The organism is Planococcus kocurii (genome assembly GCF_001465835.2).
In the GTDB taxonomy this organism is placed as follows: Bacteria; Bacillota; Bacilli; order Bacillales_A; family Planococcaceae; genus Planococcus; species Planococcus kocurii.
The window spans coordinates 3016960-3033124 of record NZ_CP013661.2 but is presented as its reverse complement, the minus strand read 5'-3'; the positions used below and the strand labels follow the sequence as shown (position 1 = coordinate 3033124).

The window sequence follows — 16165 nt, the reverse complement described above, 5'->3', positions numbered from 1 at the left end:
TGAACCTCCTACATAAATTCTTGCTCTGTTTATTCAATATTCTAAAGGTTTTTACTCTTTATTGAAACTATTTCGCCTTGTTTTACAGAATAAATTGTGACAAGTCTTTGTTTTTCGCCACATTCTCGAGTTTTTCGTTCACATATTGAGGGGTAATGTCAATTTGTGCCGGTGAAATCTCGGAAGCTTCGAAAGACAAATCTTCCAACAGACGCTCGAGTATGGTATGCAGTCTGCGTGCGCCGATGTTATCTGTGTCCTGATTTACTTCATATGCAATTTCTGCAAGTCTGACTATTGAGGCATCATTAAATTGTACCACAACTCCCTCTGTTTCGAGAAGAGCTTTATACTGATTTATTAAAGAATGTTTTGGTTCCGTTAAAATTTTAACAAAATCTCCCACTTCTAGCTTCTGTAATTCAACACGAATCGGAAAACGCCCCTGTAATTCAGGAATCAAATCAGACGGTTTAGACATATGGAAAGCTCCAGCAGCAACGAATAACATATAATCCGTTTTAACCGCACCATATTTTGTGGACACAGTAGAGCCTTCAACGATTGGCAAAATATCACGCTGCACACCTTCTCGTGACACATCTACAGATGAAGAACCATTCTTGCTAGCAATCTTGTCCATTTCATCAATGAAGATGATGCCATGCTGTTCTGCACGCTCAATTGCTTCTGATGCCACTTCTTCATCATCTACCAATTTTGCCGCCTCTTCAGTTGTTAAAATACGACGAGCTTCTTTTACCTGCAAACGACGTTTTTTCTTTTTCTTTGGCATAAGGGAAGAAAATGCATCTTGCATACTCGCACCCATTTGCTCCATGCCCGAACCTTGCAATGCATCAAACATAGAATTTGAATTTTCAACTACTTCTACGGTTATCCACTCATCTTCTAACTTACCTGCTTTTAAGTCCGCAGCGATTTCTCTTCTTTTCACACGAACTTCAACTTCTGCAGTCGGTTCTTCTTCTTCTTCTTGTTCAAGCTTCTGACCAAATAGCATTTCTAACGGATTTTGGTTTGCTTGTTTTTTACGCATCGAGGGAGCTAACAATTTTACAATTCGTTCATTAGCCGCCGACTCTGCTTGAAATTGAACTGCTTCAAACTTTTCCTCTTTGACAATACGAACAGCTGCCTCGACCAAGTCACGAACCATCGACTCGACATCCCGACCCACATAGCCAACTTCTGTAAACTTGGTTGCTTCGACTTTGATAAATGGTGCCCCGGTCAATTTAGCAATTCTGCGAGCAATTTCTGTTTTTCCGACGCCTGTAGGTCCGATCATTAAAATGTTTTTCGGAATAACTTCTCCACGCATTTCTTCGTCCAAACGGCTTCTTCTGTAGCGATTACGCAAAGCGATTGCTATGGAACGTTTTGCGTCTTTTTGACCAACGATATAACGATCTAAGTGGTCAGTAATTTGTCTTGGCGTTAAATCTGATTGATTTTTCATTCGGACAATTCCTCCACAACAATTTGATGATTTGTATAAACACAAATATCTGCGGCTGTTTCTAAAGCCGATTTTGCAATTTCTGCAGCTGTAAAATGATCACCTGCATATTTCTTTAACGCCCGCCCTGCTGCTAGTGCGTAGTTGCCGCCCGAACCGATTGCTAAAATTCCATCATCAGGTTCAATTACTTCTCCAGTACCTGAAACGAGCAACAATTCATCTTTGTTCATAATGATGAGCATTGCTTCTAATTGACGAAGCATTTTGTCTCCGCGCCATTGTTTTGCTAATTCGACAGCTGCTCGTTGCAAGTTGCCGTTGTACTCAGTCAGTTTTCCTTCGAACATTTCGAAGAGAGTAAAAGCGTCTGCGACTGACCCTGCAAATCCAGTCAGAACTTGTCCGTTATAAAGTTTCCGTACCTTTCTGGCTGTGTGCTTCATGACAACAGCATTACCAAATGTTACTTGACCGTCGCCTGACATGGCGCATTGGCCATTGTGGCGAACAGCGAATATCGTAGTTGCATGGAATTCTTGCATTGTGAAATTCTCCTCTCTAAGCTCGCGGGTGTGAATTTAAATACGTATTGCGCAAATGTTCTTTCGTCACATGCGTGTAAACTTGTGTAGAACTCAAGTGGGAATGCCCAAGCAGTTCTTGGACGGTCCGAATGTCGGCTCCGTTGTTTATTAAGTGAGTTGCAAAACTGTGGCGAATCATGTGCGGATAGATTGAAGAATTGACAGAAGCCTTTTTCATGCATTCGCTCAAAATGTGGCGAACTCCACGATCGGTTACTGCCTCTCCCCGGCTATTTACAAATAAGTAATCGTGTTTTTGATTCTTCATCAGTTTAGGACGCGCATCTTCCATATAATGTTCCAACGCGTCTTGTGCGAATTGCCCATAAGGGATGTAACGTTCTTTTCTGCCTTTGCCCATCACCTTGACAATCTGTATGGCTTGGTCTAAATCACCTAAGCGAATAGAGACGCACTCGCTGACTCGCATTCCTGTCGCGTACAACAATTCTAAGAGCGCGGTATTGCGTACTGATAATTTGTCTTCACCTAGAACGGACTTAAAAAGCTGCGCAAGCTCTTCTTCATAAAAAAATTGTGGGAGACGTTCTTCTTTTTTTGGATGGTAGAGAGATCTAAATGCAGCTTCATCTAGTCCAAACTCACGATTGCCGTAACGGAAAAATGATCGAATCGCAGAAATTTTCCTAGAAACCGTCGTTCTAGACAACTTGGCATCATATAGCTTTGTCATATAGTTTCGGGCATGTATATACTCAACTTCTCTAATGTTAGGTACGCCTTCAGCATTCAAAAACAGAAAAAAATCCGCCAAATCATGTTCATAATGGTGGACAGTGTGTTCTGAATAATTTTTCTCTAATTGAATATAGGTCATAAAGGATTCAAGCATCTTTTCTTTCTCCATATGTGCTCCACCTTTCACCAAATAGAAAAGCCTCTAAATTATAACAACATTTAGAGGCTTTTATCAATTAAACCGTTACTGTATTCATATAATTTTGAATTGATTCGAGTGCACGGTTTGCGTGTCTTTCAGCACGTTCTTGTTTCGAACGAATCCGTTCACCTAGCTCCGGGAATAACCCAAAGTTAACATTCATCGGCTGAAAATTCTTGCTGTCTGCTTCAGTAATGTAACGTGCCATGCTACCTAACGCTGTGTCCGCTGGGAACACTAGCAATTCTTCGCCCAACGCTAATTTCGCTGCATTGATTCCTGCTAGTAACCCACTTCCTGCAGATTCTACATACCCTTCGACTCCAGTCATTTGACCTGCGAAGAAGATATTGGCATCTGCTTTCAGCTGATACGTCGGTTTCAATACGCGTGGTGAATTGATGAACGTGTTACGGTGCATCACACCATAACGCACAATTTCCACATTCTCTAAACCAGGAATTAATTTCAATACCTCTTTTTGAGGTCCCCATTTTAAATGCGTCTGGAATCCAACAATATTGTAAAGTGTTCCAGCAGCGTCGTCTTGACGAAGTTGAACGACCGCATACGGACGCTCGCCTGTTTTCGGATCTTCTAGTCCTACTGGTTTCATCGGACCAAACGTTAAGGTTTTTTCACCTCTAGCCGCCATCACTTCGACAGGCATACAGCCTTCAAAATAAATCTCTTTTTCAAATTCTTTCAGAGGCACAACTTCTGCTTCGACAAGCGCGGTGTGGAAACGTTTAAATTCTTCTTCTGTCATCGGACAGTTCAGGTAAGCCGCTTCGCCTTTATCGTAACGGGACTTCAAATAAACCTTATCCATATCAATACTGTCTTTTTCAACGATTGGCGCTGCTGCATCATAGAAGTATAAATATTCTTCGCCAGTCAAGCCACGTATTTTTTCAGCAAGCGCAGGAGATGTTAATGGGCCTGTCGCGATAATCGTAATGCCTTCTGGAATCTCTGTTACTTCTTCGTTGATTACTTCTACTAACGGATGGTTTTTTACTTTGTCAGTAACGGCCGCCGCAAATTCATGGCGATCCACCGCAAGTGCCCCTCCAGCCGGTACAGACGCACCGTCTGCTGATTCGATAATCACTGAATCCAGTTTACGCATTTCTTCTTTAATAACTCCAACTGCATTAGTTAAAGAGTTAGCACGTAGTGAATTGCTGCACACCAACTCGGCAAATTTGTCTGTATGATGGGCTGCCGTCTGTTTAACAGGGCGCATTTCGTATAAACGGACATTAATCCCGCGTTTTGCGATTTGCCACGCTGCTTCACTACCAGCTAATCCTGCCCCAATTACGTTTACATATTTCGTCATTTTCAAACACCTCTATAGTATTATTGAACTTCTTCTTTATAATCACAGCTTGTGCAATTGATTTGAACGCCTTTTTTCACTTTTTTCTCTACCAGCAACTCGTTACATTTCGGACATGGGCGTTCAATTGGTTTATCCCATGATACGAATTCACATTCTGGGTAACGTTCGCAGCCGTAGAATATCCGGCGCTTCTTACTTTTTCTTTCAACAATTTCGCCTTCTTTACATGTTGGGCATTTCACGCCAATGTGCTTGACGATGGCTTTTGTATTTCGGCATTCAGGGAAATTGCTACAAGCCATGAACTTACCATAACGTCCCAATTTATAAACCATTGCCGAACCACACAGTTCGCAATCTTCACCAGCTGGTTCATCTTTAATCTGTACTTTTTCCATTTCATTTTCTGCCACTTCGACATTTTTTTCGAATTTCTGGTAAAAAGCATCGATAATGGTGCGCCATTCAATTTCGCCATCTTCCACTGTATCCAAATCATGCTCCATTTTAGCCGTAAATTCGATATTTAAAATGTCCGGGAAAAACTCGAGCACTAGCTGATGAACAATTTCACCCAGCTCCGTTGGAATAAAGCGTTTAGCGTCTAATGTAACATAGCCACGTTTTTGAATGGTATCCAAAGTTGGTGCATAAGTTGATGGACGTCCAATTCCTAGTTCTTCAAGTGCTCGTACTAAGCGAGCCTCTGTAAAGCGCGGAGGTGGCTGCGTAAAATGCTGATTTGGTGTAACGTCGACCGCTTTCACGATATCGCCTTCAGCCATTTCCGGCAGTATATTATCTTTTTCTTCTTTCTGGTCATCGGTGCCTTCAATATAAAGCTTCATAAAACCGGGAAACTTAACCTGAGAACCATTTGCACGGAACACTGCTTCACCGTTTTGCAACTCTGCCATAACTGTATCTAGAACAGCCGATGACATTTGGCTCGCTACAAATCGATCCCAAATCAATTTATATAGACGGTAAAGATCACGTGATAAAATGCTCTTCATCGATTCTGGCGTTCTCATCACGCTTGTCGGTCGAACCGCTTCATGGGCGTCTTGTGATTTTGCTGACTGCTTAGCTGGCGCTTTTTGTGTCACGTATTCCTCGCCGTAGTTCTCGACGATAAAGTCCATTGTGTCTTTTTTTGCCGTATCCGAGATTCGGGTAGAGTCCGTTCTCATATACGTAATCAAACCCGTGATGCCTTCTTTCCCTACTGAAATACCTTCATACAGCTGTTGTGCAAGCATCATGGTCTTTTTAGCTCGGAAGTTTAATTTACGAGCAGCTTCTTGCTGAAGTGAAGAAGTTGTAAAAGAAGGAGAAGGGTTTCTTTTTCTTTCTTTTTTCACTACGCGATTTACGGTAAAGTTTTTTCCTGACATGGAAGACATGACCGCTTTAACGTCAGCCTCATTATGCAATTTCATTTTTTCTTTTGTGTTGCCATAAAATTGCGCTTCGAAGTTTTTCTTCGCTTTTTCGAACTCTCCAGTGATTGACCAGTATTCCTCTGGTTCGAAGCTCTTGATTTCATTTTCTCGATCGATAACTAAACGCAACGCGACAGATTGTACGCGTCCAGCTGATAAGCCTTTTTTTACTTTTTTCCAAAGTAATGGGCTGATGCTGTAGCCGACAAGTCGATCTAATATCCGTCGTGCTTGTTGCGCATCGACTAAGTCCATATCAATTTTACGCGGATGCTTAAATGATTCCTTAATCGCATCTTTGGTAATTTCATTAAAAACGACACGGCAATCTGAAGTTTGATCAATACCGAGTGCCGTCGCCAAATGCCATGCAATTGCTTCTCCTTCTCTGTCGGGGTCAGCCGCGAGAAAGACTTTCTTCGCTTTTTTCGCTTCTTTTTTAAGATCTTGCAAAATTGGTCCTTTACCTCTTATCGTAATATATCGAGGTTCATAATTGTTTTCCACGTCTACACCCATTTGACTCCGGGGCAAATCGCGTAAATGTCCAAGTGAAGCACGGACTTTATATTTCTTACCCAAATACCGTTCGATCGTCTTAGCCTTTGCAGGCGACTCAACAATCACTAAAAAATCCGCCATAACTATTTCCTCCTCATAGAGGTTTCTCAAAATGCTTAAAAGAATTACCTGTTGCAAAATGTATAACAGATTTTAGCTTAATGCAAGGCTTTTCATTTTTTTCATTGTTTTTCAGCTGTCATTTGTTGGTATTCTTCGAGTACTTGCCAGCCATTCCACACGGGTTTTGCGCCTTCTAAAATTAATTTATGCGGTCCTTCAGATAATAGCGAACCAATATCTCCAGGAACTGCAAAAATATCTTTTCCGTGATCTAGCGCATGTTCAATTGTACTCAAAGTACCACTTTTCACTAGAGCTTCCGTTACAACAATTCCTTTAGATAATCCACTAATGATGCGATTTCTCATCGGAAAATTCCATTTTAAGGGTTTCATATAAGGGGGATACTCAGTCAAAACCAACTGTTTTTCTTCTATTATATCGTTTAATGCGTTGTTTTCTTTTGGGTAAGGATGCAAAAAACCACTACCTGTAACAGCAATCGTTCGACCACCTAAATCAATCGTTTTTTGATGGGCCATAGCATCTGCGCCTCTTGCTAGCCCACTGACAATAACAAAACCGCTTTCAACAAGCGGAGGTACGATTTTTTCAAGAGCTTTTTGTGTGTATGAAGAGGCTTTTCGGGAACCGATGATGGCTATTTTTTGAGAATTTGCGAGTAAAGCAATGTCTCCTTTCGCATAAAGTACAGCTGGTGGATCGATTAATTCAAATAAACTTTCGGGATAGAAAGGATGTTGATAAGACATGGGGAGGATCCTATATTTGTCGTAGGCTTCATGTAAGGGATATGTCAGGGATTGTCTGTAAGAGGCTTTTAGTTTGATTGCTTGTTCTAATTTAATGTTCAGTAGTGACATTAATTCATTTGGTGATTTTTGTTCAAGTGCTGATAAATCTGGATCATCCGCCAGTAGTGGCAGTAATTTGTTCAAACTTTTTGGATATACGTAATGCAGCGCTAGTAACCGTTCTGTAAATTCTTTGTTCATGTTATTCCTCCTGTTCTTTTTTAAGGTAAAAATGCATATCTTCGCATGCACTTATAGTCCATATTAATAGGTTTTACACTTGCTGTAAATAAAGGAAAATGAATAGTAAAGTTTTGTACTAACCATATGACCGTTCGGACAGAATCCTTTTAATGGATTATCAAAAGCTAAGATAAAACAGTCAGTACTGTATCGGTTTTGATAAAATCAGGAATTCTATAATTAATTCAGTTATTGCCAGTTTGCTTTCACCGGATTATCACAATGCAAAAAAAGGCTCAAAATACTGATAACACAGCATTTTGAGCCTTCCTTATAGATCAATGAGTTTTACACTTGTCGTATAAACCTTTTTCTTTAATCACTTTGATCAACGTTTCTCCAATTACGGATGGAGTGTCTGCAACTTCGATTCCAGCTTCATTCATTGCTTTGATTTTATCAGCAGCTGTTCCTTTACCGCCAGAAATAATCGCACCGGCATGGCCCATACGTTTTCCTTCAGGTGCAGTTTGTCCGCCGATAAATCCGACAACAGGTTTTGTCATGTTCGCTTTAACCCACTCAGCAGCTTCTTCTTCAGCTGTTCCGCCGATTTCACCGATCATAACAACTGCGTACGTATCTTCATCTTCGTTGAATTCTTTCAACACATCGATAAAGTTTGTACCGTTTACAGGGTCTCCACCGATACCGACAGCTGTCGATTGGCCAATTCCCTCTTCAGACAATTGGTGAGTCGCTTCATACGTCAATGTACCTGAACGTGAAACAACGCCAACATGTCCTTTTTTGTGAATGTATCCAGGCATGATGCCGATTTTACATTCGTCCGGAGTGATAACGCCCGGGCAGTTTGGTCCAACAAGACGTGTTTTCTTGCCTTCCATGTAACGGTTCACTTTCACCATATCCAATACAGGAATGTGCTCAGTGATACAAATTGCCATGTCAAGCTCAGCTTCAACAGCCTCAAGAATTGCGTCTGCTGCGAAAGGTGCCGGTACGTAAATTACAGATACGTTAGCGCCTGTAGCTTTTACTGCTTCTTCAACAGTATTGAAGACAGGTACGCCTTCAGCTTCAGTTCCGCCTTTACCTGGTGTTACACCCGCAACGATTTTCGTTCCGTATTCAAGCATTTGCTTTGTATGGAAAAGGGCAGTTGACCCTGTAATTCCTTGTACAAGCACTTTTGTGTCTTTGTTAATGTATACACTCATTTTTGTCCCTGCCCTTCTTTAGCCTACAAGTTCTACGATCTGTTTAGCGCCGTCTGCCATTGTTCCAGCAGCTACGATATTAAGACCTGATTCATTCAGCAGTTTTTTACCGATTTCTACGTTTGTTCCTTCAAGACGGACTACTAATGGCACTTCAAGACTTACTTCTTTGGCAGCTTGAATAACGCCTTCTGCAATGATGTCACACTTCATGATACCGCCAAAAATGTTAACGAAAATTCCTTTTACATTCTTATCTGAAAGAATGATTTTGAAAGCTTCCGTTACTTTTTCAGCGGTCGCACCGCCCCCAACGTCAAGGAAGTTAGCGGGTGTTCCGCCGTAATAGTTGATCGTGTCCATTGTTGCCATAGCAAGTCCGGCGCCGTTAACCATACAGCCGATGTTCCCATCTAAAGAAATGTAGCTTAAGTCATACTTAGAGGCTTCGATTTCTTTTGCATCTTCTTCGTCGAAATCGCGAAGTTCCACAATGTCTTTGTGGCGGTAAAGAGCGTTTTCATCGAAATCAAATTTCGCATCAAGCGCTAAAATATTGCCGTCGCCAGTTTCAACTAACGGGTTAATTTCAACGATAGATGCATCTTTTTCGATAAATACAGTGTATAGGCCAAGCATGAATTTCGCTGCTTTGTTTACAAGCTTTGGCGGAATGTTCATGTTGAAAGCCATGCGGCGTGCCTGGAAACCAGTCAAACCGATTACTGGATCGATAATTTCTTTAAAGATTTTTTCAGGAGTGTTTTCAGAAACTTCTTCGATATCAACTCCGCCCTCTTCAGAGCCCATAAGAGTAACACGAGCAGTTTGGCGGTCAAGCACCAATCCGATGTAATACTCCTTCTTAATGTCAGATCCTTCTTCGATCAACAGGCGTTTAATTTCTTTGCCTTCTGGACCTGTCTGATGAGTCACAAGAACTTTACCTAAAAGTTCTTTTGCATATGTACGGACTTCATCCAGATTTTTAGCGATTTTAACACCGCCAGCTTTGCCTCGTCCACCTGCGTGGATTTGCGCTTTAACCACGACAACATCCGTACTCAGTTCTTTCGCCGCTTTTACTGCTTCTTCCGGAGAAAAAGCAACAGTGCCGTAAGAAACTGCTACGCCGTATTGTCTGAGGAGTTCTTTTCCTTGATATTCATGGATATTCATCTGTCATCCTCCAATCAAACATCTTTATCGTAATTTTATTGCCTTTACCATTGTATTAAAGTTGTCACAAAAAGTCCACCGTTGTTCGTTATTCCGACAAAACTTCATCTATTTAAACCAGCGATTTTTTTGTCAAAAGAGATTTTATCGGTTCGAATGTTGATCGGTGGATTTTACATGGACCATATTTTTCAAGCGCTGCGATATGATCTTTCGTGCCATAACCGGAATGTTTTTCAAATCCGTACTGTGGATATTGAAGAGCGTATTCCGCCATAAGGGCATCTCTTCCTGTTTTCGCTAAAATAGAAGCTGCTGCAATGCTTAAGCTCTTAGCATCACCTTTGATGATGGATTCACAAGGCATTGGCAGTTTGAGCATCATCGCATCAGCCAGTACGATATGAGGAGAAGGGGAAAGCGCCAGTGCTGCTTGGGTCATCGAGCTTTTTGTTGCCTGATAAATATTAAGCCGATCAATTTCTTCAGGGGACTGGACATGAACCGAATAGCTAATGGCAATCGTTTTAATAATTTCTGCAAACTGATCGCGCTTAACTTTACTCAACTGCTTAGAATCATCTAAACCCACAAGGCTCGAGCAGTCCTCAGGCAAAATGACGGCAGCTGTTACCACAGGACCAGCTAGCGGACCTCTTCCGGCTTCATCAATTCCTGCCACTAAATCAGCTTTGGATTTTCTGAATACATCGTCGAATACTAATTTAGAATTATGATTTTCCAACAATTTTTTTCGATGCATTTGCTTGCGTAGCCAAGATGCTAATAAAGTTTGAACACTTTTACGCGTGTCCTTTTCAAGCTCCTCCATCCACGGTTGCCATTCCGTTATGCCATTCAATTTTTCTTTTATTTCCGTAGTTGTTTGCATCGATTCAACTTCTCTCGCCATTTAATTTTTTCTAAATTATTCATGCTGTTTCACTACACCGTCGCTTTTTCAATTCCAATGCTACGGTTAAAGCCGCAACACTTGTGTCACTTATCAAAAAAGCTGTTCCTCAAAATCGAGGAACAGCCGGTAATCGAATAGAGGAAACCCTCACTCTTCTTCAATCATTTCATCTCTATAATCGAACGTTACTTTGCCCAAATGCTGGTTCCGAATATCGCGAACAATTATTTCAGCGGTTGTTTCATAGTCGATTTCGCCATGCTGATCTAAACAACGACGCTTTTTTCCGATATGATCAAAGGTATTGACGATTTCTTCATCCACATGGTCAATTCCGTAACGCTCCATCATGCGTTCTGGATAGCGTTCTGCTAGAAATTTCAGAGAATAAATAGCCAGTTCCTGCATTTGAATAACTGAATCTTTGATTGCTCCCGTAACGGCCAGTTTCAATCCAGTCTCAGGATCTTCAAACTTCGGCCATAAAATACCCGGTGTATCCAATAGTTCAATTTCTTTCCCGACTTTAATCCACTGCTGAGCTTTCGTAACACCTGGCATATTTCCAGTTTTCGCTAAGCTTTTTTTCGATAAACGGTTGATGAGTGTCGATTTACCGACATTTGGAATTCCAACAATCATCGCTCGAATGGCACGAGGCTTAATACCTTTTGAAATCATCCGATCCCATTTTTCTTCAAGTATTTCTTTTGATGCTTTCGTAACTAATTGCAACCCTCTGCCTTCAAGCGAGTTGATGGCAACTGCACGAGTACCTTGATCTTCGAAATAACGAATCCATTTTTTCGTTTCAACTTCATCGGCCATGTCCATTTTGTTCAAGATAATAAGACGTGGTTTTTGCTGAATCACTTGATCGATCATTGGATTTCGTGAAGATAAAGGCAATCTGGCATCCACAAGTTCGAAAATAATATCCACTAACTTTAGTTTTTCAGTAACTTGTCTTCGCGCTTTCGCCATGTGTCCAGGAAACCATTGTATCGTCATAAAACCACTCCTTATTTTACAATTCCCGCTTCAGCCAATGGCCAGAAAACAAAATTCGTGTCCCCGATCACTTCATCGGTCGAGACCAATCCAATATGGCGGCTATCTTTGCTTGCACGGCGATTATCCCCCATCACAAAGATAGATCCTTCAGGTATGGTACTTTGTCCTTCGGTAACATCTTCTAAGACAAAATCTTCTGTCAGTGTACCGGTAATTCCTTGCTTATAAATGTCTAGATAAGGTTCTTCTACTGCTTCTCCATTTATATATAATTGGTCATCTTCATAGGCAATGTGATCACCTGGCAAACCGATTATACGCTTAATATAATCTTTTTGTTCAGGGGCATGAAAAACGATAATATCGAAACGGTCAGGTTCCCCAACTGAATAACCAATCTTGTTGACAATCATGCGATCTCCGTGCTCTAAAGTCGGCATCATTGACTCTCCATCTACTACAATCGGTGTGAATAAAAAGAAACGGATAATTGCTGCCAAACCGAAGGCGATCAACAGAGCTTTGGACCATTCCCACATTTCATTTTTCTTCTTCACTTCAGTCTCCATGCGCGTTCCTCCCCAAACTTACTGTTTTAATTGTACAAGGAATTAAACTTTTTAGCAAAAAGAAAGAGGGCGCAAGCGCCCTCTTTCATTAATACAAGCTTATCGAATTTCTTTGATACGAGCTGCTTTACCGCGTAGGTCACGCAAGTAATACAATTTAGCACGACGAACTTTACCACGACGGGTAACTTCAAGTTGTGCAATTTTTGGTGTGTGTACAGGGAATGTACGCTCAACACCAACACCGTAAGAGATTTTGCGAACAGTGAATGACTCACTGATTCCGCCTCCGCGACGGCCAATTACGACTCCTTCGTATACCTGAATACGTTCGCGTGTACCCTCAACAACTTTAACGTGGACGCGAACAGTGTCTCCAGGACGGAACGTTGGAAGATCCGTACGAATTTGTTCTTTAGTGATTTCTGTAATAATGTTTTGCATTATTTTTCTCTCCTTCTACAGATGTTCTTACACCAAATCAGCTGTTGCAGCGGAACATCGTGATCCTGTACTTCACATAAAAGTACAGTGTCCATAATACCACTGATAACCTGACAGCGCAAGAGCAAGCTGCACTCTATTTTCATTTCTTTAATTGGGCGATTATTTTTTTCTGTTTGTCATCCAACTCGATGTGTTCGAGCAGATCTGGCCGTCTTTCAAGCGTCCGTTTTAAGGTTTGTTCTTCGCGCCATTGATCAACTTTACCGTGATTACCGGAAGTTAAGACATCTGGTACTTTCCAGCCTCTGAAATCGGCAGGACGGGTGTATTGCGGGTGCTCTAGAAGTCCTGTAGAGAATGAGTCGCGAATTGGCGAATCGGCGTTACCTAGCACCCCAGGAAGCAGTCTAACGACACTATCAATGACCGTCATGGCTGCAAGTTCTCCTCCGGTTAGCACAAAGTCTCCAATTGAAATTTCATCTGTGACCAAATGTTCTCGAATTCGTTCATCATAGCCCTCGTAATGTCCGCAAATAAATACTAGTTCCTGTTCGTTTGCTAACTCTTCAGCTTTTTGCTGCGTAAAGCGCTCACCTTGTGGACACATTAAAATAACGCGTGGTTTGCTGTTTGTCGTGAGACTTTCAACCGCATTGAAAATCGGTTCTGGTTTTAGAACCATTCCTGCTCCGCCACCAAATGGGTAATCATCAACTTGGCGTTTGTTATCGGCAAATTCACGAATGTCCACAACGTTTAAACTAACTGCATTTTTATCCTGCGCTTTTTTCATAATTGAATGTTGAAAGACCCCTTCAAACATCGGCGGAAATAACGATAGAACATTTATGTTCATCAAGACAATAACCCTTCTATTACTTCGATCACGACTTTCTTTTGGTCAATATCAATTTCTTGGACGATTTCTTCAGTGTAAGGAATATAATGCTTCTTCCCCGACTCAGGTGTAACTTCCCAAACGTCATTGGCACCAGTTTCCAAAATTTCACTGATCTTTCCGAGTTCTTGCCCTTCGGTTGAAAACACTGTGCACCCCAAAATTTCATGATGGTAATACGCATTATCTTCTAGTTCAGTCAAATCATGTTCAGAAATTCGCAAATAAGATTCTTTAAACGGCTCTACGTCATTGATATATGGATAACCCTCAAAAGTTAGTAACTCAAAGTTTTTATGTCGGCGCTGACTGGCGATTTTTACCATGATTGGTTTTTTTGCATCCGGCATGAAAAGCCCGAGCTTCGTCCCAACTGCAAAGCGTTCTTCTGGAAAATCCGTACGCGATAAAACACGTACTTCGCCACGAATTCCGTGTGTATTGACAATCTTTCCTACATTAAACCATTGCATAAGCAAACATCCTTTCACTTTTATTTTTCTGAAAAAAAAAGAAGGAACCTGGGCTCCTTCTTCTTAATCAACAATATCGAGATACGTTTTTTTCTTATGATAACCACCTGCTGCTGAGTACACAATTGAACGAACAGCTTTCGCTACACGCCCCTGCTTCCCGATCACTTTCCCTGTATCCTCTGGATGCACAGAAAGCTTGTAGACAATTCGGCTTGCGTTTTCGTCAGTAACGACGCGAACTTCTTCCGGATAATCAACTAACGGTTTGACAATGCTCTCAATCAGCTGCCTCATAAAAAACTCTCCCTTATTTGTTTAGTTTTTCGTTATGGAATTTCTCCATAATGCCTTTTTGAGAAAACAAGTTACGTACAGTATCAGATGGTTTTGCACCATCATGAAGCCATTTCAATACTTGCTCTTCGTCGATCTTAACTTCAGCTGGAACTGTCAGTGGGTTGTAAGTACCTACTGTCTGGATTTGACGGCCGTCACGTGGAGCACGTGAGTCAGCTACTACAATACGGTAAAAAGGAGATTTTTTAGCTCCCATACGTTTCAAGCGAATTTTTACTGCCATTTCTTAAAGCACCTCCGAATAGTTTCACACAAGATATTATATTAGCAAGCTTTAAATAGTTTGTAAAGTATTTTTTCTTAACACCTTGAAATTTTTACTTGAAAAGTGAGTCTAGGCCCGGCATTCCCATTTTTTTTCTTCCTTTTTTCGTGTTCATACCAGACATTTGCTTCATCATTTTCTTCATGTCTTCAAACTGTTTTAGCAGTCTGTTGACATCTTGAATATTGGTCCCCGACCCTTTAGCAATTCGTTTTTTTCGATTGGCATTAATGATTTCGGGAGTGGTTTTCTCTTTTTTTGTCATCGAATAGATAATCGCTTCTACGCGATCCATTTGGCCTTCATCGACTTTTGCGTTTTCTAACCCTTTGATTTTATTGGCACCTGGCAACATTTTCAGTATCTCGTCCAATGGTCCCATTTGTTTGACTTGTGTCATTTGTTCAAGAAAATCATCAAAAGTAAAAGTAGAAGTTCTGAACTTTTCTTCTAACTCTTTTGCTTTTACTTCATCAACATTTGACTGCGCTTTTTCAATGAGCGACAGCATATCGCCCATGCCAAGTATTCGTGACGCCATACGTTCGGGGTGGAAAGCTTCAAGCGCATCCATTTTTTCACCCATCCCGACAAATTTAATCGGTTTTTGAGTGACAGAACGAATGGATAATGCCGCACCGCCTCGTGTATCACCATCAAGCTTCGTTAAAACGACGCCAGTGATGCCAATGGCTGCATCAAAATTTTGGGCCACGTTGACAGCATCTTGTCCTGTCATAGAATCGACGACCAAGAAAATTTCATCTGGCTCTTTAAGCGCACGAATATCTTTCAATTCCTGCATCAACGCCTCATCGACATGCAAACGCCCTGCTGTATCAATAATGACCGTATCCAAATGCTCTGCCTTCGCATGTTCAATTGCCTGACGCGCAATTTCCACAGGAGACATGTCTGTCCCTTTAGAAAAAACCGGAAGCGATAACTGCTTACCAATCGTCTCTAACTGCTGAATCGCGGCCGGACGATAAACATCGGCCGCTACGAGTAGCGGTTTACGATTGTGTTTTCTGCGCAACAAATTAGCGAGTTTTCCCGTGGTTGTCGTTTTACCGGCACCTTGCAAACCAACCATCATAATGACGGTCGGTTGTTTTGTAGAAAACTCGATTTTCCGCTCTTCGCCACCCATCAATTCTGTCAGTTCATCTTTAACGATTTTAACGACTTGTTGTCCTGGTGTTAGGCTGTCCATGACATCTTGTCCAATCGCTCGTTCACTGATTTTCTTGACGAATTCTTTCACTACTTTTAAGTTGACATCCGCTTCGATCAAGGCGAAACGAACTTCACGCATCATTTCCTTAACGTCTGCTTCGTTGACTTTACCTTTACCTTTTATCTTAGTCATCGTCCCTTGCAGGCGTTCGGATAAACCTTCAAATGCCATTCT

At 41.4% G+C, this 16165-nt stretch carries 17 protein-coding genes; all 17 read right to left on the bottom strand.

Annotated features, from left to right (window positions below; genetic code table 11):
- Positions 1 to 82: 82 nt before the first annotated feature.
- The 17 genes from hslU to ffh all read right to left on the bottom strand — a co-directional run bounded on the left by hslU (position 83) and on the right by ffh (position 16162).
- Positions 83 to 1483, bottom strand: coding sequence for an ATP-dependent protease ATPase subunit HslU (hslU, locus tag AUO94_RS14730; protein WP_058384940.1), 1401 nt, complete (start codon positions 1481 to 1483; stop codon positions 83 to 85).
- On the bottom strand, positions 1480 to 2028 hold the full coding sequence (hslV, locus tag AUO94_RS14725) for an ATP-dependent protease subunit HslV (protein ID WP_058384939.1): 549 nt from the start codon (positions 2026 to 2028) through the stop codon (positions 1480 to 1482). Before hslV ends, hslU begins: the two co-directional genes overlap by 4 nt.
- Positions 2029 to 2044: 16 nt before the next feature.
- Complete coding sequence (gene xerC, locus AUO94_RS14720; RefSeq protein WP_058384938.1) at positions 2045 to 2938, bottom strand: tyrosine recombinase XerC; 894 nt, start codon at positions 2936 to 2938, stop codon at positions 2045 to 2047.
- A 67-nt stretch (positions 2939 to 3005) separates the two neighbouring features.
- The gene (trmFO, locus tag AUO94_RS14715) at positions 3006 to 4316 is read right to left on the bottom strand and encodes an FADH(2)-oxidizing methylenetetrahydrofolate--tRNA-(uracil(54)-C(5))-methyltransferase TrmFO (RefSeq protein WP_058384937.1); all 1311 of its coding nucleotides are present in this window, start codon (positions 4314 to 4316) and stop codon (positions 3006 to 3008) included.
- 20 nt (positions 4317 to 4336) lie between these two features.
- On the bottom strand, positions 4337 to 6406 hold the full coding sequence (gene topA / locus AUO94_RS14710) for a type I DNA topoisomerase (RefSeq protein ID WP_058384936.1): 2070 nt from the start codon (positions 6404 to 6406) through the stop codon (positions 4337 to 4339).
- Between the two features lie 101 nt (positions 6407 to 6507).
- On the bottom strand, positions 6508 to 7404 hold the full coding sequence (gene dprA / locus AUO94_RS14705; RefSeq protein ID WP_058384935.1) for a DNA-processing protein DprA: 897 nt from the start codon (positions 7402 to 7404) through the stop codon (positions 6508 to 6510).
- Between the two features lie 320 nt (positions 7405 to 7724).
- Entirely contained in the window at positions 7725 to 8627 is a 903-nt protein-coding gene (gene sucD, locus AUO94_RS14700; RefSeq protein WP_008430844.1) for a succinate--CoA ligase subunit alpha, read from the bottom strand.
- Between the two features lie 18 nt (positions 8628 to 8645).
- The gene (gene sucC, locus AUO94_RS14695; RefSeq protein ID WP_058384934.1) at positions 8646 to 9806 is read right to left on the bottom strand and encodes an ADP-forming succinate--CoA ligase subunit beta; all 1161 of its coding nucleotides are present in this window, start codon (positions 9804 to 9806) and stop codon (positions 8646 to 8648) included.
- Between the two features lie 112 nt (positions 9807 to 9918).
- Positions 9919 to 10698 (bottom strand): ribonuclease HII, encoded by a 780-nt coding sequence (locus AUO94_RS14690; protein ID WP_058384933.1) that lies wholly within the window; start codon positions 10696 to 10698, stop codon positions 9919 to 9921.
- A gap of 171 nt (positions 10699 to 10869) precedes the next feature.
- Positions 10870 to 11733: a ribosome biogenesis GTPase YlqF gene (ylqF, locus tag AUO94_RS14685; RefSeq protein ID WP_058384932.1), complete on the bottom strand. Its 864-nt coding sequence runs from the start codon at positions 11731 to 11733 to the stop codon at positions 10870 to 10872.
- Between the two features lie 11 nt (positions 11734 to 11744).
- On the bottom strand, positions 11745 to 12305 hold the full coding sequence (lepB, locus tag AUO94_RS14680; protein ID WP_058384931.1) for a signal peptidase I: 561 nt from the start codon (positions 12303 to 12305) through the stop codon (positions 11745 to 11747).
- Between the two features lie 99 nt (positions 12306 to 12404).
- A complete protein-coding gene (gene rplS / locus AUO94_RS14675; protein ID WP_058384930.1) occupies positions 12405 to 12749 on the bottom strand; it encodes a 50S ribosomal protein L19 in 345 nt (114 codons plus the stop codon).
- A gap of 142 nt (positions 12750 to 12891) precedes the next feature.
- On the bottom strand, positions 12892 to 13611 hold the full coding sequence (trmD, locus tag AUO94_RS14670) for a tRNA (guanosine(37)-N1)-methyltransferase TrmD (RefSeq protein ID WP_058386873.1): 720 nt from the start codon (positions 13609 to 13611) through the stop codon (positions 12892 to 12894).
- The gene (rimM, locus tag AUO94_RS14665; RefSeq protein ID WP_058384929.1) at positions 13611 to 14126 is read right to left on the bottom strand and encodes a ribosome maturation factor RimM; all 516 of its coding nucleotides are present in this window, start codon (positions 14124 to 14126) and stop codon (positions 13611 to 13613) included. The genes trmD and rimM overlap by 1 nt, the downstream gene beginning before the upstream one ends.
- Positions 14127 to 14189: 63 nt before the next feature.
- On the bottom strand, positions 14190 to 14423 hold the full coding sequence (locus tag AUO94_RS14660) for a KH domain-containing protein (protein WP_058384928.1): 234 nt from the start codon (positions 14421 to 14423) through the stop codon (positions 14190 to 14192).
- A 13-nt stretch (positions 14424 to 14436) separates the two neighbouring features.
- A complete protein-coding gene (gene rpsP, locus AUO94_RS14655) occupies positions 14437 to 14709 on the bottom strand; it encodes a 30S ribosomal protein S16 (protein ID WP_008497962.1) in 273 nt (90 codons plus the stop codon).
- 94 nt (positions 14710 to 14803) lie between these two features.
- Positions 14804 to 16162, bottom strand: a complete 1359-nt coding sequence (ffh, locus tag AUO94_RS14650) for a signal recognition particle protein (RefSeq protein WP_058384927.1) — start codon at positions 16160 to 16162, stop codon at positions 14804 to 14806.
- Positions 16163 to 16165: the final 3 nt, after the last annotated feature.